General features: G+C 63.6%; 14 protein-coding genes and 4 pseudogenes. 7 read left to right on the top strand and 11 right to left on the bottom strand.

Features of this window, described 5'->3' with window-relative positions; translation table 11 throughout:
• Nucleotides 1-199: 199 nt before the first annotated feature.
• Nucleotides 200-664, bottom strand: a complete 465-nt coding sequence (locus tag AC5JJ6_RS14120) for a cupin domain-containing protein (RefSeq protein ID WP_496042654.1) — start codon at nt 662-664, stop codon at nt 200-202.
• 539 nt (nt 665-1203) lie between these two features.
• Here AC5JJ6_RS14120 and AC5JJ6_RS14115 point away from each other — a divergent pair.
• Both AC5JJ6_RS14115 and AC5JJ6_RS14110 read left to right on the top strand, forming a co-directional pair.
• Nucleotides 1204-1974, top strand: coding sequence for a hypothetical protein (locus AC5JJ6_RS14115; RefSeq protein WP_496042653.1), 771 nt, complete (start codon nt 1204-1206; stop codon nt 1972-1974).
• Between the two features lie 144 nt (nt 1975-2118).
• A complete protein-coding gene (locus AC5JJ6_RS14110) occupies nt 2119-2826 on the top strand; it encodes a calcium-binding protein (RefSeq protein WP_496042652.1) in 708 nt (235 codons plus the stop codon).
• A gap of 251 nt (nt 2827-3077) precedes the next feature.
• Here the strand turns inward: AC5JJ6_RS14110 and AC5JJ6_RS14105 are convergent, their stop codons facing one another.
• Nucleotides 3078-3755 carry an H-NS family nucleoid-associated regulatory protein gene (locus tag AC5JJ6_RS14105; protein ID WP_496042656.1) on the bottom strand — a complete coding sequence of 226 codons (678 nt, stop codon included), beginning with the start codon at nt 3753-3755 and terminating at the stop codon, nt 3078-3080.
• A 44-nt stretch (nt 3756-3799) separates the two neighbouring features.
• Between AC5JJ6_RS14105 and AC5JJ6_RS14100 the strand changes: the two genes are divergently transcribed.
• Nucleotides 3800-3934 (top strand): DUF4112 domain-containing protein, encoded by a 135-nt coding sequence (locus AC5JJ6_RS14100; protein WP_496042651.1) that lies wholly within the window; start codon nt 3800-3802, stop codon nt 3932-3934.
• 247 nt (nt 3935-4181) lie between these two features.
• On the opposite strand, the gene AC5JJ6_RS14095 is transcribed toward AC5JJ6_RS14100, so the two are convergent.
• A complete protein-coding gene (locus AC5JJ6_RS14095) occupies nt 4182-4892 on the bottom strand; it encodes an IS6 family transposase (protein ID WP_496042650.1) in 711 nt (236 codons plus the stop codon).
• A 53-nt stretch (nt 4893-4945) separates the two neighbouring features.
• Here AC5JJ6_RS14095 and AC5JJ6_RS14090 point away from each other — a divergent pair, with 53 nt between their 5' ends.
• The 3 genes and pseudogenes from AC5JJ6_RS14090 (at nt 4946) to AC5JJ6_RS14080 (ending at nt 8548) form a co-directional block, all read left to right on the top strand.
• Nucleotides 4946-6103, top strand: a complete 1158-nt coding sequence (locus AC5JJ6_RS14090; protein WP_496042655.1) for a calcium-binding protein — start codon at nt 4946-4948, stop codon at nt 6101-6103.
• Nucleotides 6104-6360: 257 nt separating this feature from the next.
• Nucleotides 6361-7353 (top strand): annotated as a pseudogene (locus AC5JJ6_RS14085) (integrase core domain-containing protein).
• 259 nt (nt 7354-7612) lie between these two features.
• Nucleotides 7613-8548, top strand: coding sequence for a crotonase/enoyl-CoA hydratase family protein (locus AC5JJ6_RS14080; protein WP_496042649.1), 936 nt, complete (start codon nt 7613-7615; stop codon nt 8546-8548).
• Between the two features lie 14 nt (nt 8549-8562).
• Here AC5JJ6_RS14080 and AC5JJ6_RS14075 read toward each other — a convergent pair whose 3' ends face one another.
• From AC5JJ6_RS14075 to AC5JJ6_RS14040, 8 genes and pseudogenes are all read right to left on the bottom strand, one after another.
• Nucleotides 8563-10962, bottom strand: a complete 2400-nt coding sequence (locus AC5JJ6_RS14075; RefSeq protein WP_496042648.1) for an ATP-binding protein — start codon at nt 10960-10962, stop codon at nt 8563-8565.
• A 53-nt stretch (nt 10963-11015) separates the two neighbouring features.
• Nucleotides 11016-11828 carry a response regulator gene (locus AC5JJ6_RS14070; protein ID WP_496042647.1) on the bottom strand — a complete coding sequence of 271 codons (813 nt, stop codon included), beginning with the start codon at nt 11826-11828 and terminating at the stop codon, nt 11016-11018.
• Nucleotides 11813-13375, bottom strand: a complete 1563-nt coding sequence (locus AC5JJ6_RS14065) for an HWE histidine kinase domain-containing protein (protein WP_496042646.1) — start codon at nt 13373-13375, stop codon at nt 11813-11815. Before AC5JJ6_RS14065 ends, AC5JJ6_RS14070 begins: the two co-directional genes overlap by 16 nt.
• A gap of 477 nt (nt 13376-13852) precedes the next feature.
• Nucleotides 13853-14810: pseudogene (locus AC5JJ6_RS14060) on the bottom strand (IS5 family transposase).
• Nucleotides 14811-14851: 41 nt separating this feature from the next.
• Nucleotides 14852-15166: a hypothetical protein gene (locus AC5JJ6_RS14055; RefSeq protein WP_496042645.1), complete on the bottom strand. Its 315-nt coding sequence runs from the start codon at nt 15164-15166 to the stop codon at nt 14852-14854.
• Between the two features lie 177 nt (nt 15167-15343).
• Nucleotides 15344-15486: pseudogene (locus AC5JJ6_RS14050) on the bottom strand (IS630 family transposase); the annotation flags it as partial.
• 343 nt (nt 15487-15829) lie between these two features.
• The gene (gene arsH / locus AC5JJ6_RS14045; RefSeq protein ID WP_496042644.1) at nt 15830-16423 is read right to left on the bottom strand and encodes an arsenical resistance protein ArsH; all 594 of its coding nucleotides are present in this window, start codon (nt 16421-16423) and stop codon (nt 15830-15832) included.
• Between the two features lie 199 nt (nt 16424-16622).
• Nucleotides 16623-18125, bottom strand: coding sequence for an alkaline phosphatase (locus AC5JJ6_RS14040; RefSeq protein WP_496042643.1), 1503 nt, complete (start codon nt 18123-18125; stop codon nt 16623-16625).
• Between the two features lie 410 nt (nt 18126-18535).
• Between AC5JJ6_RS14040 and AC5JJ6_RS14035 the strand changes: the two are divergent.
• A pseudogene (locus AC5JJ6_RS14035) lies at nt 18536-18874 on the top strand (transposase); the annotation flags it as partial.
• Between the last annotated feature and the right edge of the window lie 386 nt (nt 18875-19260).

Genomic DNA, 19260 nt, shown 5'->3' with positions numbered 1-19260 from the left:
CCGTTTAGATGCATCCAGAACCCGCACCACAAAATCCCGGGACCAAACATCTAGCAAAGGCCAGCCACCTGGGTCCGCCTGTACCTCTGAATGTGTCGCTGCACTAGCTCTGCTGCTGCCCCGACTGGTGGCCCGCTGAGCGGCAGGCAGTGTTGAGCCCTCTGTCAGGCCCAAGTGCCTGCCGCCTCCACCTTGCACTTCAGTCGATTGGTGGGCCCAGCAGTTCGATGCCGTTCTCAGCGCAGATCTGTGCCAGCCGGGACTGCATCTCCGGGGTTGGTTCCCGCGGTTCGGGTAGGCTTACCGAGGCTGCTACCATCGAGGCAGCACGCAACATGGCCTCGAACCCACCTGTGCTGACAATAAGGAGACGCGCGCCGTCCGGCGATACGACCTTGAATCCGTGCGGGATGCCTCGGGCGAGGTGAACAAGCTCCCCTACCTTAGCATTCAGAACCCGATCCGCCTGCTTGCAGCGGATCTCCCCATCCAGCACGTAGAAGGTCTCATCCTCCTCGTGATGGACATGATATGGCGGCCCAAAGCCGGTGGGCAGCAGATGCTCGGTGATCGAGATGCCGCCTGCATTCTCCGCCATTGCTAGATGCACAGTGACATGGCCATTCATAAACCACAGGCTTTTGGCTTCCGCAGTTTGGGACACGGCCTCTTCCCTCAAACCATTCTAAAGGAACGCTTCCGGGGGAAGGGGGCGCCCCCGGCATAGGCAACGAAAGCCTATCTCAGGCTTCTAAAACTTGCAAAGTGCTGCCGCTCTAGCGGCAATTTTGCAAGTACGCCAATCCATCTGTACCTTCTGAATGTGTCGCTGCACTAGTCATGGCGGTTAATGGCCGAGCCGGAGCAGTTCAACAGCATCTTTGACCGGGCGGAGTTGTGGCAGACGTGAGGCGGGAGCAAACTAAGCATGCTCAACGGTGCGGCAGCCAGATCTCAAACCGTCGGTCACCAGGGGCATTTTCTGAGCGATCGATTTTCCAGGCATTTCCCCAACGACGTTTGAAGCGTTGCACCAGTTCGTTAGCTTCGGCCGCGTCGGCATTACTTGAGTATCGTACCTGTCGTGTGGCGGGAACCGCTGGCTCAGCACTGATGCTGACAAGGTGGCGGCCTGCTTTACGCACCTCTTGAGCGATTCTCATTGCTGCCTCTCTGCCAGCAAAGGATCCTTGGCGGTGAAAGATGTGCACGATCGGCCCATTGGGTGGCTGCGTGTTGCTTGTCGTATCACTGCGTCCGTCCTGCGATGGCGTGACTGCAGGTTTTGCCCAGTTAAGGGTACTGATTGCACTGCTAGACACACTGCCTAATGGCAAGGCTGGGTTGGGCCATGAACGGGTATCCCTTTGTATTAAACCATCAATTGCCGAAGGTGGGAGCGGGCCATCCAGACTGATGCTGACATCATCGACAGCTGTACTTCTCTTCGGCGCGCCGGAGCTGAGAAAGGTTGTGCAGGTCAGGACAGCCAAAAGGCACCAGCCAAGAGCAGCGAAGGCCAAAGCAATGTGCGGCGCCCGTGTCAAATATGTGCCGGATTCTGTAGCAGGCACTTTGCTCCCTAACAGAGATCGTTTGCGGCGCATGACCACCGCCTCCTCCGCGTCTTTTGGTTTTAACCTTGGTCGTCTGGTGTTAATGAAACAGCAATTGAGGCTTTTTCCAAAGAAAAAGGACGTTCGCAGTTTCTGCTATGCTCAGATGTTGCATAACAAGCACAGCTTCGCGTCGAAAAACGGTTCTTCAACTATGACTGTAGTTGGTTATTCTGATTGTCGCGCTGGGCGATATGCCGGCGAGCGCGAGCGGCGAGGCTACCTGAGACCGACTAGGGCGCGGTTGGGGCAGAAGACCGACGCGGCCATTGCGCTAATCATGGCGGTTGGACGTTCGATGACAAAGCCGGAGCGGTTCACTAGCATCTACGAGCGGCCGGCGCTGTGGCCAGAGTGAGACGCTATGGCAAGCCAAGGCACACTATTCCACTATTTTCTTGCAGTAAAGCAACGCATTTTTATGCGCTGGACTGTTTCAGTATGTGACAGCCATGCTCTCTTTGCTGAGTAGCTATCGATGTCAGTGCACGAGGGAAGCACTATGAACAAGAACCCGAAGGCTGGCTCCGGTAACAGCAAGTCTCTGACGGGAACCGAAGGAGCCGACCACCTCAAAGGCGATGCCGCTGGCGACGTGCTACGCGGTCTCGGGGGAGACGATAAGCTCTGGGGCTGTGGCGGCGCCGACCAAATCTTCGCAGGCGCCGGCAACGATAAGGTTTGGGGAGGCAAAGGAGTCGACACCATTGATGGCGGTGAGGGAAATGATCGGATTGCAGGCCAGGCTGGCAGCGACTTCATTAAAGGTGGTTTTGGGCTTGATGCATTGTCTGGAGGAAAGGGCGATGACGTCTACGCATTCGGGATCGTGGTAGCCTTCAGCCCTGGTTCGTCAGCCTTCAGTGCCGGCGTCTCAGACACTGGCGTCGGTGATACGGCAGACGTGATCACCAACTTCGATGGAGCAGGGGAGGCAGGCGGCGATATAATTGACCTCTCGGTCATCAACTACTTCGCCCGGCGAATTGCACCCAGCAATCCCGAGTTCTCGTTTATCGGCACTGATGAGTTCAACGGCACTTTCGCGCAGCTTCGTTTTGAGGTGCGAGATGGATATACGGTCATTCAGATGGATGGGGTGCGTACCCTGTCAGACCCAATACCGTTGTTTGTTGGGGACAAGGTACCGGACGCAGAGATCATAGTTTTAGGAGAACACGAGTTCACCGCGAACGACTTCATTTTGTGACAACTCAGCTGCCCTGCTGCGCCTCCAACCCGAGCCCGCTCTGGCCCTGCTCGGCGGTCGAGACCCGGTAGAGCCCGACCGCCAGCCGGGGCGGCTCCGTTCAGCGCCGGTAGCATCGGCGCTCGTCGGCGCAGCGGTACACGGTGTAGCTTCCCTCGGCGGCCTTCTTGCCAGGCCAGATCTGCCGGATCCCCTCCAGCGCGCTGCCCTTGAGGCCGCGTTTCCTCCGCCAGAACAGAAACCCCGAACCGCTATTCAGGATTGATCAGAAAACTATCCCTCGGTTTGCATTCGGCCGCGGCAGCGTGGAGCCATTTTGGAAGCCGTCTCCGTCCACTCCACGTTTCCCCGTTGGGGCCCCGGTACTTGGCCTCGACGGGCGCCCACTCCGACTTGTCTCTTTCACCAGGCTTTCTTTGCCGCCTTCCAGGGGCATGCAAAGCAAGGTCACCAAAGAGATCGGCCATGCTGAAGCCGCGCTCTTGTGCGAGTCTCTGTAGTTCCTCCCGGGCTGCGGCCTTTTCGTTCGCCTTGCGCTCTCTAATCCGGGCCTCCGCAAAAACTATGACTTGACGTAGCTCGCCGATGTTCAGGTTTTCCAGTGCCTTGATAAACGGCGGTCGGTCCGTGTCCCCTCCTGCTGGAGAATGCGATGCCGCCTCCTGTACTGCAGGTTTTTCGGTCCGTTGTGTGCGAGGTCGGCCTGGCGAGGCTTTAGCCATCGAAGCTTCTCCACGAAAGTTGGAAGCATCGTTGTATATCGTGGCGCTTTCAATGGAAAATGGGGACGCGGCGTCCTTTCTGAGGTTTTGCGCATTTACCGGCTGAAGCATTTCGCGGTGCAGTACGGTGATTACGGTGCCACGCTTTTTAAGCTCAACAAAGAAGCCCTGAACCGTGTGGGTCTGCCATCCAGTGGTTTCGGCGATCTGAGCGACGGTGACGCCCTCTGGCCGGCGGAGCAGGGCGTGCGATGATTGGCAATGTCGGCCTGGACGGGTTGATCAGCGCGGTGCCGGTAGCAGGCCCGATCGGCGACGTTTTCTTTCGTGCCAACCTCCGCAACATGGCTCTGCTACGGCGGCACCTCGAACGGTCCCGTCATTAGCGAGGGCGGTGGGTCAAGCTCCAGCTCCAGCTCCGGCCAGGACACGGGCGACGGTCGTGTCGGTCCACGGACCGGGTCCAGAGGGTACCGGCACGCCGCGCTCGATCGGGCGCCAGCGGTCCCTCCCTCGACAGTCGTCCGCTCTCGGCTGCTGCGGCTTGTGAGACCCTCCAAGGACAGCCATGGGCATTGCCAAGTTGTTTGGACGATAGTCGCACTGCGTCGAGCGGCATAGCGGCATGCAGGTTTACGCGGCGAGTTGGGCGCATGTCTCCTCGCGCCAGGCCCGAAAGGCTTTGTCGCGGGCGCGGCGGTACTGCCCAGCGCTCATCAGGTGCCGTCGCGGGCGGAAATGGCCATAGATCATGGCGTGGGATGACAAAAAGCGCTGCGCTTGCTCAGGCGACTTGAACCGCTGCATCAGCCGCTCTCGCCGGCGCGTTGATCGATGGGAGTTCTCCGCTCGGCTGTTCAGGTACCGGCTGGTTCGGTGCTTGACCTCGGGCATGACCTCACGCTGCGCCACTCCGTAGCTGCGCAGCCCGTCAGTGATGATCCGGCTGGGCTTGAACTTGAGACCGACAAGCAGGCGCTTAAAGAAGCGTTTGGCCGCGGTGGCGTTCCGGCTATCCTGCACGAGGATGTCGAGCACGACGCCATGTTGGTCCACGGCGCGCCAGAGATAATGCAGCTCGCCTTGGATCTTCAGGAACACCTCATCCACGTGCCAGGTGTCGCCCGGCTTGGGCCGGCGTCGGCGCAGCTTCCGTGCAAAGGTGCCGCCGAATGTCAGACACCAGTTCCGGATGCTCTCGTGAGTGACGCTGATGCCCCGCTCAGCCAAGATCAGCTCGACGTCGCGCAGACTCAGGCTGAAGACGTGATACAGCCACACTGCATGGTTGATGATTTCGGCCGGAAAGCGGTATCCGGGATAGGTGGTAGGCTCGGGCGTCATCAACCCAGCTTGGCCCAACCGCTTCGTTCCGGATAGAGCGCGACGACTTGGCAATGCCCGTTCGTGCGGTCGAGATCGCGCTGTCGCTGCCGGGCCGCGCAAGCGATGGCGCGGCGGATGTCGTCAGCCTGACTGGTGGTACGTTGGGCGCGACCATCGACGTCGTGAGCGGGGCCGGGTCTCTGGTTACGGTTGAGGGGCTGACGGCGGCGGTATCCGTGTTCGGCGTCGAGGCGGAGGACACGCTGGTCGTGACGGGCGGCGGGGGCGACGACATCATCCGCTTACGCGAAGTCACAACCGGCAGGGCGCGCTTTGTCCTCGACGGCGGGGCTGGCCTCGACTTCCTGTTCGGTGGCGACAATGGAGAGACCTTCTTTGGCGGCGACGGCGACGACGGGCTTCTTTCGGGTGGTGGCAACGATAATGTGTTTGGCGGCCGCGGCGACGACTTTGCCCGGCTCGGCGAAGGGGACGACCGGTTTACCTGGGTCCCCGGCGAGGGCAATGACTTCGTCGATGGCGAAGCAGGGATGGATACGCTGGCTTTCGACGGCTCGGGCGCGAGCGAGACGATTGAGATCGCCGCGGACGGCGCAGCAGCCTTGTTGCTGCGGGATGTCGGCGCCGTGCGGATGGATCTGGTTGATGTCGAGCGGATCGACGTACTGACATTTGGCGGTACCGATGAGGTGCGGGTGGGCGATCTGAAAGGGACCGACTTGAGCGAGGTCGTGATAGACATGGGCGGTCCTGATGGTGCTGCGGACTCGATCGTGATCGATGGAACCGACGCCGCAGACACTGTCACGATCGGGGTCGAGGGCGGGGCGATCGTGATTGAAGGTCTCGCCGCCACCATCCGCATTCTGGGCGCCGAGGCTGGGCTCGACCAGTTCCTGTTTCGCGGCTTCGGTGGCGGCGATGTCGTCGATGCTTCCGGTCTCGTCGGCATCGGGCTGTTCGTTCAGGGGGGCGAAGGTGACGACGTCATCCTCAGAAGTATGGGCAGGGATGTGCTGTCCGGCGATAGCGGCGACGACAGCATCCTCGGCAACGCGGGAGATGACCGCCTGGCCGGCAGCTCTGGCGATGACTTCCTCGATGGCGGCGCGGGTCTCGATACGCTCACCCCCGGCGAGGGTCAGGACATCCTTCTGAACGGCGAGATCATTGGCGAGACCACCGCCGTCGACACGCTCCTGCTCTGACCCGTTGTCACGCCCCAGTGGAGATTGGCGTCTTCACTGGGCGAGTTCGCCACGCAGAACGTGATTTTGTCGATATCGTAAGAAGCTAGGCCAAGCAAAGGCCAGCTAAGCCGGCCTTTGCGACTACCGCATCATCGTGCGGCGCTCTGAACTGTCTGGTCGCGGAGCATTCTTGGGACCCGGCGGGGCTGGCAGTCATAGACTATGTCTGCCGCCCCGAGCGTCTCGCCGCTCGTGCCTCGGATCGGAGGCAGCCCATGGTGCGGATCCATCCCAATGCTCGGACCACCCCTGCCGTCCGTGCGGAGATCGCCCGATCCACCGAGCCCTTCAGTGTGTTGGCGCGGCGCTATAGCGTCGGCACCGAGACCATCCGCCAATGGCGCAAGCGCGGCCCTGCCGACGGCCTTGACCGGCCGGCCACACCGCATAAGCTGCCTTGGCAAGCCAATGACGAGGAACGCGCTGTGGTCTGTGCGCTCCACCACGCCAGCAACGTCGCCCTCGATGACCCCACCGTCGCCGTCACTCGCATCCCGCCCCATCTCGACCGCGACAGCATCTGGGTCCGGAGCAGTGCCCTGGACCCTCCGGACAGAGGGCCTAATCCGCCGAGCGCCCCCTCGGACCGACTACGACGCGGCCAGGGCCAGTTCCGAGGCTACGACCGCAGCTTCATTCCCATCGGCATCCAGCATTTGCCCAAGCTGCAGACGGCCAATGACGAGCACCAGGTGCTTCCTCTGCGCCGCCATCGACCGGCGCTCGCGCTCGGTCCACCTCGCCGTCATGGACGATGAGCCCGAGCGCAGCGCCATCGCCGTCCTCCAGGATGCAGCCGCCGCTTTCCCCTTCCGCTTCACCCATGTGTTGACCGCCAACGGCAGTTGCTACGCCTCGCTTTGTAGCAGCCTGCGCCCTGCTCGGCGCCGAGCACCGCACCACCAAGCCCCGCTGCCCGCAAACAAACGGCATGGTCAAGCGCTTCAATGGCCGGGTCAGCAGCGAGGTGCTGGGCATCACCATCTACTCCCATCAGAAGCTCGAGCAGTTGCTGCGTGGCTTCAACGCCGCCTACAATGCCCGCCGCCAGCGCGTCCTCGAGGGCAAAACATCCGACCAAGTCGTCGCCGAACGCCTCAAGGCCCGGCGCAAGCTCGCTCGCGGCAAGCCGGGCGGAACCAGCTGACATCGCCCGCGCACGAGACATCGTCGACGCCACCACGGAGGTCTCACAACCCAACAACTAGGTGCTTGTGAAGTCGACTAGATTGCTCCGATCAGGTGAGGCAACTGGCCGGCGGTTGCTCTCGATGCCAGGCCGCCTGATTGGCGATGCTGAAGTCCGTTCATTAATAATCCGATCCAAGGTGACTGCGGTTTCCGTTCCCAGCGCACGCAGAAATAAACGTACGATTGTAGCACCTCACTTATTCGTGACATAACAGCTGCGCAGCCGCTCCCGCTTCGGTACTGAGCCGGCTCTGGAATGAATTATGGAGGGATCCTGTGACCTTCGTCCGCAGCTTCGCTACCGATACGATTGACCTGGTCTCTCGCCGGCAGGCCGCTTCGGCGCCGGTGTCGTCCATTCTAGAGGGTAGGCCCTGGGCCGATCCGCTTCCCAGCTACGAAACCCTGGACGTTTCGCTCGACAGGCGCCGCGCGCTCATTTGGTGCCGGCTGCGCCCGGAGGGCCGACCCTGCTTTTCTCCCGCCCTGCTGCGGGACGTCGCCGCCATGCAGCGCGACATTCCGCAGCTTTGCGCCGGCGCCGCGCCGCTGCGCTGGTTCGCTTGCGCTTCAGCCATTCCCGGCATCTTCAACCTAGGCGGCGACCTGGCCCTGTTCCAGACGCTGATTGCGCGTGGCGACCTCGCCGGGCTGCGTCGCTACGGGCATGCAGCCGTCGAGGCGATCCACCGCAATCACATCGCAATGGATCTGCCGGTGGTGACGGTGGCGCTGATCCAGGGCGACGCCCTCGGCGGCGGCTTCGAATGCGCATTGGCGCATGACCTGATCATCGCCGAGCGCAGCGCTCGGTTCGGCCTGCCCGAGGTGCTCTTCAACCTGTTCCCCGGCATGGGCGCCTATAGCTTCCTCTCACGCCGGATCGGCCGCAAGGCAGCGGAGACGCTGATCCTGTCCGGGCGCATCCACACCGCCGAGGAACTGCACGCCATGGGCTTGGTGGACATTTTGGCCGAGGATGGCGAAGGCGAGGCAGCGCTGCATGACCATGTCGACCACAATGCCCGTTGGCACAACGCGCAGCAGGCGATCTACCAGGCCCGGCGCCGGGTCGACCCGGTCACCCTGCAGGAGCTGCGGGACGTGGTCGAGATTTGGGCCGAGGCCGCGATGCGCCTCAGCGAGCAAGACTTGCGCCGCATGACCCGGCTCGTCGGTGCCCAGGACCGCCGGACCGCGTCCGGCGGCTGAGCGCCGAGGCCGCGTCATTGGATTACGGCATACCGCGCCTGCTGCACCTGCTCTAGCTCCGCCGTCAGCATCGCCACTGTGCGGGGCCCGGTACGGGTGATCTCGGCCGCCGTCATTGCTTCGGCGTCCCCACACAGCTCGAATATCCGGCGAGCACCAATATTCGCCGCGCTGCTGCGCAGCGCATGGGCCGCGGCGCGGAAACGGGCCACGTCGCCGTCACCGACGGCCTCGACAAGCTCCCGCTTGATTTGTGTCGCGTCCGCCAGGAAGTCCCGGACCAGTGTCTGGGCGAAGCCATCGCCACCCAGCGCGGCCAAGCTTGCCAGCACCTCAGGGTCGAGGACAGGCGACGGCGTCGGATGATCTGTGGTGGCGACCGCCGGCAGCGGCATCGACGCTGGCCGCGCATGCTTCAGCACGGCCGCTGCCAGCCGTGCCGGCTCGATCGGTTTGACCAAGCAGGCATCCATCCCCGCTGCGCGGCAGCGCTCCCCCGTAGCCGACGTCGCATCGGCGGTAACGCCGAGGATGGGGATATGCGGTCTGCCAAGCGCCGACACCCGGTAGAGCTTGGTGGCCGTGACACCATCCAGCACCGGCATGTTGACATCCATGAATGCCAGATCGAACTGGTTGGCTTCCAGAGCATCGAGTGCGGCTTCGCCATCCTCGACCACCACCACCGCATGACCTTCTCGGACCAGGATCTTTTCCATCACCGCGCGGTTCACCCGGTTATCGTCCGCGACCAGTATCCGGAGGCCAGAGGCGGTGGCGTGGGGCGGCGACGCTTCGGCATCGGCTGCGCGCGCCGGCTCGCCGAGCGCTAGGCTCAGCGCGATCGCACCACGCAGCGCCGCGGGCTGCGGCATGGCAGGCAACAGGCTCAGCACCCGGTCGCGCAGCGCCGCGGTAGATGGATTGATTAGACCATCATCACCGAGCGCGATCACTCGGCTGCCCTCCGACAGGGCCACGGCCATCGCCGAGGCCGGAGGAACCTCGTTGCCGGGCAACAGCAGCAGCAGCGGCCCATCGCAGCCCCGCAGCGGCGCCGTTGCGTCAGGCAAAAGGGTTTCGGTGCTGACCTTTACCCCCACAACCTCCAGCATCGCGGCCAGCCTCGCCACCGCCGCGGCATCCTCACCCAGGATCAGGGCGCCGATGCCGGAAAGCGTCGGCGCCTCCGCCGCGGCTTCGGCGGCACGGGCGGTGAACCAGAAGGTGCTGCCTTCGCCCAACCGGCTCTCGACGCCGATCTCGCCGCCGAGGAGCCCGACCAAGCCACGACATAGCGCCAACCCGAGGCCGGTGCCGCCGAACTGGTTGCCGATGCTGGGGTCCGCTTGAGTGAAGCGGTCGAAGATTCGGCCGAGCGCGGCCGGCTGGATGCCGATGCCAGTGTCGGTTACCTCGAAGCGCAGCTGCAGCGCATGGCCGTCGCCGGCGGTGTTCACCGTCGTCGCGTCCACCATGATGGTGACGCTGCCGGTGCGAGTGAACTTCACCGCATTGCCGCCGAGATTTAACAGGATGTCGCGGAGTTGAGTGCGGTCACAATCCACTGCTGGCGGCACCGCAGGTGTGACGTGCAGCGTCAAGCGCAGGTGCTTCTCCCGTGCCTGGGCCAACAACAACCCGCGCACCTCTTCCAGCAGCGCGGCCATGGCGAAGGGCGCCGGGCGGGTCGCCATCGCTCCTGCCTCGATGCGGGAAAAGTCGAGGATACCGTTGATCAGCGAGAGCAGCGTGCGACCCGCGGTGTCGACCACCCGCACCATACCCCGTTGCTCCTGGTCGAGGGACGTGTCCCGCAGCAGGCCGGCCATGCCGATGATGGCATTGAGCGGCGTGCGCAACTCGTGGCTGACGCCCGCGAGGAATTGGCTTTTCGCCGCGTTGGCCTGTTCGGCAAGGTCGCGGGCGTGCCGCAACTTACGGATCAGCGTCGCGGCATAGGCCGCCAGAATGCTCGGTCCGATCAGCAGCCCCAGCGACAGATAGGGCTGGTCCCGCCAATAGGGCGTGGTCAGCACCACCGTGCCGAAGCCGATGGCGAAGGCGGACATGCCAGCCAGCAGCCAGCGCGTGCCAAAGCGGAAGCCGTTGCCCAGCGCGACCCAGAGATAAACGGGGAAGAACGGCGCTGCCGATTCCCCATCCGTATGGAGAAACATCGAAAGGAAGCCGATGTCGATCACCAGCGCAAAGGTCCGGCGCAGAGCGCTTGGCCGCGGGCTGAAGCGGATATGGGCAAAGATGCCAAGGGCGAGGATGCTCCAGGCACCGAGCGTCATCAGCGCCGGCTCCACCGCCGGCGAGCCGATCGTGGTTAGGTAGATGAAGAACACCAGGGCGAAGACGAGCCGGTTGAAGCTCATCTCCTGTTCGGTGCCGACCTCGCCGCGCAATGTACCAAGGCCGGAGCGTCGTGGCCTGCCGGTGTCGGAGGGAGCGGTAGGCTTCATGGGTGGCCCTTGGCGGAGGCGGCGAGGGCGTGCGGCGGAATCTCGACCGAAGTGGTCAGCACCGCATTTACCCGCCCCTCCGGGTCGCGCAGCGGGGTCTTGCTGGTGAGGATGATGCGCGGCGTTCCGGCATCGTCGGTAAACTCCTCCCGCCGGTTGGACAATGCCTGGCCAGAGGCGAATACCGCATGGTCGGCGGCACGGTTCCAAGCCGCCCGGCCAGGGCCGAGCAGGAGGGATGCTGGTACGCCGAGGATCTCTGCCGGGTTGGCGCCGCAATGCACGGCGAATGCGGTATTGGCATAGACGCAGCGGCCTTCCCAATCGGTGGCGCTGAGCATCACCGGCATGGTGTCGAGGATGCGGGACAGTGTCTCACCCTCCGTCGCGGGCCGCCCTGCCTCCGGCAGGCCGGCCTGCGGCACCGTGCCGCGCTGGCTAAGGGCCAGCAGATTGCGCGCCCGTGCAACGAATTCGATATGATCGATCGGGCTCTGCAGGAAGTCGGTCGCCCCGGCATCGAGCGCGCGGACGCGGTAACTGCGGTCATCGTGCGCAGTTACGATAAGCACCGGCAGAGTGGCGCAGCCCGCGATCGACCGTAGCTGCCGGGTGAAGGCGGCGCCGTCCATGCTGGGCATGCGGAAGTCACTGATGATCAGGTCGACCCGATTGTGGCCGAGCCATTCGAGAGCATCGACCGGGTCGGCGAAGGCCTCGATGGCGACCCCCTCCTCGACCAGGGTCGCGAGCCGGGCATAGATGCTGCGATTGGTCGCGCTGTCGTCAAGAATCAGGATGATGGCCATGCGAATCCCACCGCCTCCGGTCCGGCTGGGCGTTTCTGCTGGGTTTCCTTCGGCGCCGGCGGCCGGGTGACGCTGCGGCCAATCGGCACCGCGATGTCGCAGACGAGGCCTCCCGCTTCCCATCGCATGGCCAGGCTGCCGCCGAGCTGGTCCTCGACGGTGGCACGGAGCATGCGGGATCCGAAACCGAGGCGGCAAGGCGGTGCGGCGATGGCCGGGCCGCCGTGCTCGGTCCAGTTGAACCGCAGCCGATCAGCCGGGCGGTCTATCACCCAGGACAGCACCAGGGTGCCGCCTGGCGCAGAGAGTGCACCGTATTTCGCTGCATTGGTCGCCAGCTCATGCAGGGCCATCGACAGTGGCTGTGCCGCCATGGGCGTGACGATGAGCGGTGGCCCGTCGATACTCACCCGCGTTGCCCCGCCCTCGCCGAGGAATGGCGCCAGTTCGCCCTGGACCAGCGCGCCGAGGTCGGCGCCGACCCAGCGTGACTCGGTCAGCAGCGTCTGGGCGCGGGCCAGGGCTGCCACCCGGCCGCTGATGGCCCGACCGAAGGCCTCCGGGGTTTCTGCCCTGGTCAACCGCAACACCGCCTGCACCACTGCCAGGGCGTTTTTGGCGCGGTGATCGACCTCGCGCATCAGCAGCGCCTGGCGCTCCTCAGTTTCCTTCCGTGCGGAGATGTCGACATGCACGCCGAGGATCGGCCCGCGCCGGCCGGCCGGGCCGGGAAGCCGACGACCGCGGCCGATCAGCCAGCGCTGGTCCTGGCCACCGTCGCGGGCCGGGACGAGAACGCGGAATTCGCAACAGTATTCCCCGGTCTCGAGCGCCTGCCGGCCGGCGGCGAGGATCCCCTCACGGTCGGCTGGGTGAACCACTGCCAGCAGGGATTCGATGGTGCCGGGCGTGGCGGCGGACGGGGCAGGATCGAGCAGGCCGTATTGCTTCGGGGTCCAGGAAAAGGCATCCGCCTCCACGTCCCACTCCCAGGTGCTCACCCCGGCCAACTCCTGCGCGAGCAACAGTCGCGCCTCGCCAGCCCTGAGCGCAGCCTCGGCTTGGGTCAAGGCCGTAGCATCGGTATGCAGCTCGACGACACCGACCGGGGTGCCGCTTGCCAAATCCCGCTGCACCACCCAATGGACGGCCACCACCAAGGCCTCCTTGCCGTCGCAGCGGTGACGCAGGATCCCCCGCCATTCGCCATCGCGGAGCAGAGCGGTTTGGGCGGTCCGCAGACCGCCGGGGGGAAAGCGGGTGCCTAGCAAGGCCGGCGCCCGCTGCCCGAGCGCGGCGGCGGCTGATATGCCGAATAGCCGCTCGCAGCCCGGCGACCAATGTGTGATGACGCCATCAAGATTGCGGACCACCACCGCGCTGCGGTTCCAGAGCTCGGGGAATGAGGCCAGAGCCGCAGGCGTGTAACCAGACGGGCGAGGGCGGCGCGCTATCGCCACCAAGACTCCGCCAAGGACGAAATATAGCGCGGCGGCCAATGCTGCCGGCGCGTTGCTGAATGTGACAATGCTGCCGAGCAGGCCCAAACACGCCACAGCGATGAGCGCAGGGGTGCGGAGCCCAAGGTGACGGGAAAGCCACCTCACCCATGGCATCCTCGGTCGCTTAGTCAACAGCCTGCCAATGATGGGGGGCGAAAGGACCATGCGGCTCCGATTGACCCGCCCTAGCGATGTGAGCGGATCATGGGACCAAGGATCGCAGGTTTGTGTATTCACGTAAAGTAGAACAAGGTAATTCGCGGAAACTGTTGCGAAAAACTTATATTTACGACCTGGATCTTATCCCTCCGTGTTGCTTTCAGTTAGGTTGACTTCGACGTCCTTCGTGATCCATCATTTTTGAGAGATTTCTTCATAAGGATCGGGTCTGTGCCGGTGGTGTTGCACCCCGCTTGTTGAATCGCATATTGGACTTCCTGCCAGCAAAGCCTCACATGCCCCCGCATGGGCGTGTTGCAGGGATCGACACGACGAACGCAGTAGGCCCAACCCCGTCTGGGGTCAGGCGGTGCGGAGGGAGATCGGGCGTCCCGGCTCCAACATACGGTTCAGAACGTGGACGGCAACGTCCACCTTTGTCGCCCGACGCTGGTCTGTGCGGGAGCGCAACCTGTCACCGATCACCTGCTTGATCCTGCCGATGGTCGCTTCGACGCGGGCTCGGGTGTTGTAGCCGGACGCCTTCTGCCAGGCTGCTCGTCCGTGCTCGGTGATGTACTGCAGGTGGCGATCCTGCTGCGTTGGCGCGCTCGCTGCCGTCTCGCTAGGCACAGCCGTGGAACGCGGCGGCACGATGATCGCTGCTTGCGGATGACGCTCGGCTATCATGGCGGCAATGCCTTTCTGGTCGTAGGTGCCGTCCGCAGTGAACGAGGCCACTGGTGTCGTCACCTGGTCTAGCAAGGGGCCAACCTGGGCGGCGTCATCGACGTCGTTGGTGGTCAGCGCCGCGACAGTCTGGCCGGTGTCGGCGTCCATGCCGATGTGCAGCTTCCGCCAGGACCGGCGCGTTTTGGTGCCATGCTTCTCCAGAGCCACTCGCCCGCGCCGCAGAGCTTGAGGCCGGTGCTGTCGACCAGGAGGTGGACGGCTTCATCCTCCCTGGAAGGCCGGGGCCGCAGCACCTCCAGCGTCCCGGCCCGACGGCAAAGGGTGGTGTGGTCGGGCACCGCCAGAGCCAGCCCGAGCAGCTGCAGCACGGAGCCAATCAGCCCCTCCGTCTGGCGCAGAGCCAGGCGGAACACGGCTCGCAAGGTCAGCGCTGTCAGGATCGCCAGAGGCGAGTACCAGGGCTGCCCGCCCCGGGTCGTGCGTGGCGCTGCGCGCCACCCCTCGATTGCCGCCTCGGAGAACCACACCGTCAGGCTCCCAGGCTGGCGTCATACTCGCGCCAGTTCATTACCCTCCGCTTCTGCTTGGGAATGTGGTGGTGGCGGTCCTGGTTCAGCTTGAACGGCAAGGCAGGTATCCGGGGTCAAAAGGAGGAGTAATCCTCCTACGTCAACCCCGACCGCAGCGCCAACGGCCAGATCTATGCAACAGCGCTACCACCGCCTGCCCTCCCTCCGACACGGCGACATGCTGGACCACGACCGTCTGCTTCCCACCATTCCTGAGCCGCTCCAGGGTCAGCAAGCCGCGTTGGAAGGCCTCTATCATCCGCGTCGAGGCAGCAGCCATCCGCGCCGCCTCGATGCTCTGCAGCTGCTGCCGGGTTGACATGTCCCAGGACTGGACATGGCCGGCGAACTGGCCCGCCTTGGCCGCCATCGTCATCGCCAAGTGGTGGGCCGTCGCCATCTGGTGGGCGAGCATCCGCTCAAAACCATCCGGCAGCTGTTGGATAAGGCGCGATATGGAAATGCCTTTCCTTTCCGACTATCCAAATGTTGGATAAATAGCGGCCTATTGATCGTAAACAGATCATTAGCGGCACTGAGCCATACTTCGCCGCATGGCCCTGTTCCCGGACCCGCCGCTGCCGATCGCTCGCATAAACACGAGACAATCAGGATCGAGGTCGGGCTGGGCCTCAAACCACGCCCAGCGCTGCCTCAGGATGTCTGGACGGTTCTGCTCGGCGGCATGCGCCGTCTTTTTTTGAGCGTCAGGCGGTGCCGCTGGAAGAAGCGCCAGATCGTCACGATGCCCGCCGACACGCCCGGCGCACGGATGCGAGGTTGCGGAGAGTACCCGGCGGCTATGCACTTCAAGGTCCGAACACGCCCACGCACCTGAACTGACGGTAGTTTCCGGTTCGATGTGCTGGCCCCAGTCGGCCCAGAAGGAAGGTCGGGGGCCCAGCCAAGCGCGGAGCGGGCGAAAGTTGTCATCCGGGGCAGCGAGAATGCCGTGCGGAGGTGCTCCGGGAGTGAGGAAACGGTCGGCTTTTAAGAAATCGGGTGCGCCCAGTCGACGACCGACATGAGCGCATAGTTGACAAAGGAACAGCAGCGTTCTGCAGCCAACCGCCTACCTTCAGCTCGCGGCACCCGACAGGACGGCAAGATCTAACTTTGCCTGCTTCTCCGCCGGCTCCTTCCGCTCGCTGTAGCGGTCTGTCAGGTAGTCCGAGCAGTCGCGCAGCAGCAGCGTGAACTTCACCAGCTCCTCCATAACGTCGACCACCCGATCGTAAAGCGGCCCTGGCAGCATCCGGCCCGCTTCGTCGAACTGCTCGTACGCCTTGGGCACCAAGGACTGGATTGGAATCGTAACCATTCGCATCCAGCGGCCGAGCAGGCGCAGCGTGTTCACTGCGTTGAAGCTCTGCGACCCGCCGGAGACCTGCATCACGGCGACCGTGCGGCCCTGGGTTGGCCGCACGCCCCGGCTCTCCAGCGGCAGCCAGTCGATCTGGTTCTTGAGGATGCCGGTGATGGCGCCGTGCCGCTCCGGGCTGCACCAGACCTGCGCCTCGGACCACAGGGAGAGCTCCCGGAGTTCGGCGACCTTGGGGTGGTCGGCAGGCACGCTGTCCACCACCGGCAGGTCGCGGGGGTCGAAGACCCGCGTCTCGGCACCATACCGGCGGAGAATGCGCTCGGCATCGCCTTTGTCTTTCTGCAGCACCTTCGCCTCGCCGGGCAGCGCCCGGCGAGGTCGCGGAAAAATGCCAGCTCAGGTCCCGGAACTGCCACCATCGCCAAGCCTGCCGACCGTGCGCCGTGCTATTGTGACACGGCCGTTCGCCGAGCTCGTCACGCCGATCCGACGTCCGTACTGCCGGCGCAAGCTCAGGCCACTAGCTGATTCCGACTGCCCGGTAGTGCTAGACGAACCAGTTGCCAGTGGCCTCGTAGTTCTCAACCACCTGCGCCGCGAGCGCGTCCCAACTCACCTCCGGCTGCGTCATCAGTTCATCCTCGGGCTGACCGCGAGCCTCCTGGAGGTCCATGGCTTCGGCCATAACATCGAAGACCTGGGTGTTGTCGAGATAGCGCTGCTCATCGCCCTCGGCACCGTGATTTGCGAGTCCGGGGTCGGTGCTGGTCGCGGCCTCCGTAAACAGCTCGGACCCGACGCCGTTTGCCCAAATAGGCACGAGCTCGTTGGTGTGGTTATCGGAATGCCAACGGCCCAGCGGCAGCGAGCCTTGACCCTGATTGATGATAGGCTCGAACGCCTCATCGTCCGAGTTGGGGCCGAGCAGCATGCTGTTCCCGTGGTCGGTAAGGACAACGACCATTGTTTCGTCCCAGCTGCTCTCCGTCTCGACCCACTCGACAACCGACTCAACCGCCTCGTTGAAGCCAATTTGCTCTTCCACGATGCGTGGCAGGTTGTTGGCGTGCGCCGCCCAATCTACCGCGCCGCCCTCGACCATAAGGAAGAATCCATCCTTGTCGTCCTTGAGCACGTTGAGCGCGCCTTCAGCCATCGTGGCTAGGCTCGGCACGTTCTCGTTAAGATCACCCAATGCGACGCCGTCGCGGTCGAACTGCAGCGTCGAGCCGGTTTGAAAGGTGCCGAGCACCTTCTCCCCGTCCAGAACCTCAAGTGTGCCGTCGGCAAGTGCTTCGAAGTACTCGCGGGATTCGATGAAGCGGTAGTCCGTGCGGCCATTGATGAGGTCTAGGAAGTTTTCCTCGCCACCGACATATTGAAAGTCTTCCTCACCCTCTGGTGTCCGTGCTTCGCCGTTGGCGTCGTAGAATGGATGGCCCCCGCCCATGATGACGGAGGCGTTGCCGCTCTCAACCATCTCCTGAGCGATCTCAGCGTAGTTATTTCGGTTCTCGTTATGAGCGCCGAATGCGGCGGGCGTCGCGTGCGACCATTGCACGCTGCTGACGATGCCGAGCTCCCGACCACTCTCAACGGCAAGTTCGCCAATATTAGTGAGCGGATTGCCAAAGTTGTCGTAGTTGATGGCGGCGTTATAGGTCTTCTCGCCTGTCGCAAGCGCGGTGCCGGCAGCGGCACTGTCGGTGATACCCTGCCGCAGATAATCGTAACCAGCAAAGTAGTTTGGATAGTCGCTGACATTGCCGTCGTAAGCGCCGGTCCCTGCCTCGGCGGACCAGGCCTGAGCAGGATCGTAGGACACCTCGCCTTCGGCCGTGTTGGTTGGCGTGGTCGAAGTGGTTAGAGGGAAGGTACTCATATGGTGGTGCACGGCAAAGTCGTCGTACGCTTCATGCCCCAGGCCGCCATGGCGGTAGTAGCTGGCAGCGTCCCAGGTGGTGGGGCTTGCGCCATCCGCAATCATCAGAATGACGTTGCGAGCAATTACGTCGTCATTCGCCGGTGGCGTGGGTGTTGCCGAGTCCATGGATGCGTCTCCGTGCAAAATGTTGGTCGCCATCACTGTCGACAGGCCGCTAATCGCCGCCGTCGAATACTGGCGATTTACTGAACCGTGCGACCCTATCCATGTCAATCACGTGACAAAATAGAAGCAACCCAGTGAAGAGGCTCATCTGCAACGTATCGGGCATTGTCCCCCAATTATTCTGCAACGCGTTCAAGCCAATGCTTACAATCCGTGGCTAGTGAACATTCGGACGCTTTGGCGGATGTTCCGCTGTCAACCCGCAAACAGTGCTCGCGCTGAGCGTCGATTGCTCCGGTACTTCGACGAATGCGAAGCGTAATCGCCTTGTTGCAGCGGTCGCCGGCCTGGGTGGCTTTGGGTAGGGTGAGGCCGGGGCGAGGCCCCTTCATCCTGCAGGGCCAGCCCTCATGCCGTTCAAGCTGAACGCTACTCGGCGCCATCACATTCCAAAGCAGCGGCACCGGGTTACCAACTGAGCCGAGTACGAAGCTGGTCTTCGCGCCCGCGGCAGCCTAACCGTCTGGTTCACGCCGGAGGCGGTGGAGGCTTGGAAGGCCGAGCCACGCACTGGCCGGGGCGGGCAGCCCTCGTATTCAGCCTTGGCGATCGCCACAGCCCTGACGCTGCGGGCTGTGTTCCGCTTGGCATTGCGCCAAACCGAGGGGCTGATCGCCTCCGTCTTGCAGTTGCTCAACCTCGACCTGCCGGTGCCGGACCCTAGCACCCTGAGCCGTCGGGCCGAGACGCTGGTGGTTCCACGGCATCTTGTTGCACGGGTCAGCGGCCTGGACACACTGAGCCCCGCTCGCTTCTAGGATCATGTGGTCCGGATGTACTCCGGCCGCCCAAGCTCGAGCATGTGGTTCAGCACCTTGGCAGCGATGGCCACCTCGGTCGCCTGGCGCCCATCCGTTTGTGAGCGTAGCCCGTCACCGATGACGCGCTTCCATCTCGAGATGTCCGCCTCCACCAGGGCACGTCAGTTGTATCCTGACGCCCGCTGCCAGCCCATGCGCCCACGCTCGGCAATACAGCACAGATGTGCATCCCGCCGTGTCGGCGCAGTCTCGACTGTGCCACTAGAGCATTTCAGGTTTAGTCGAACGCGTAGCCTGAGTTGGCAAGGTAGTTC

The sequence above is a fragment of the Skermanella sp. genome (assembly GCF_059503625.1).
This window is presented reverse-complemented; position numbering and strand designations above follow the sequence as displayed.

Coding starts and splice junctions, on each gene's coding strand:
- AC5JJ6_RS14095 (WP_496042650.1), bottom strand. CDS start 4,892: ATGACGCCCGAGCCTACCACCTATCCCGGATACCGCTTTCCGGCCGAA.
- AC5JJ6_RS14115 (WP_496042653.1), top strand. CDS start 1,204: ATGTGCACGATCGGCCCATTGGGTGGCTGCGTGTTGCTTGTCGTATCA.
- AC5JJ6_RS14070 (WP_496042647.1), bottom strand. CDS start 11,828: ATGGCCATCATCCTGATTCTTGACGACAGCGCGACCAATCGCAGCATC.
- AC5JJ6_RS14100 (WP_496042651.1), top strand. CDS start 3,800: ATGATTGGCAATGTCGGCCTGGACGGGTTGATCAGCGCGGTGCCGGTA.
- AC5JJ6_RS14110 (WP_496042652.1), top strand. CDS start 2,119: ATGAACAAGAACCCGAAGGCTGGCTCCGGTAACAGCAAGTCTCTGACG.
- AC5JJ6_RS14090 (WP_496042655.1), top strand. CDS start 4,946: ATGCCCGTTCGTGCGGTCGAGATCGCGCTGTCGCTGCCGGGCCGCGCA.
- AC5JJ6_RS14040 (WP_496042643.1), bottom strand. CDS start 18,125: ATGGACTCGGCAACACCCACGCCACCGGCGAATGACGACGTAATTGCT.
- AC5JJ6_RS14055 (WP_496042645.1), bottom strand. CDS start 15,166: ATGCTCGCCCACCAGATGGCGACGGCCCACCACTTGGCGATGACGATG.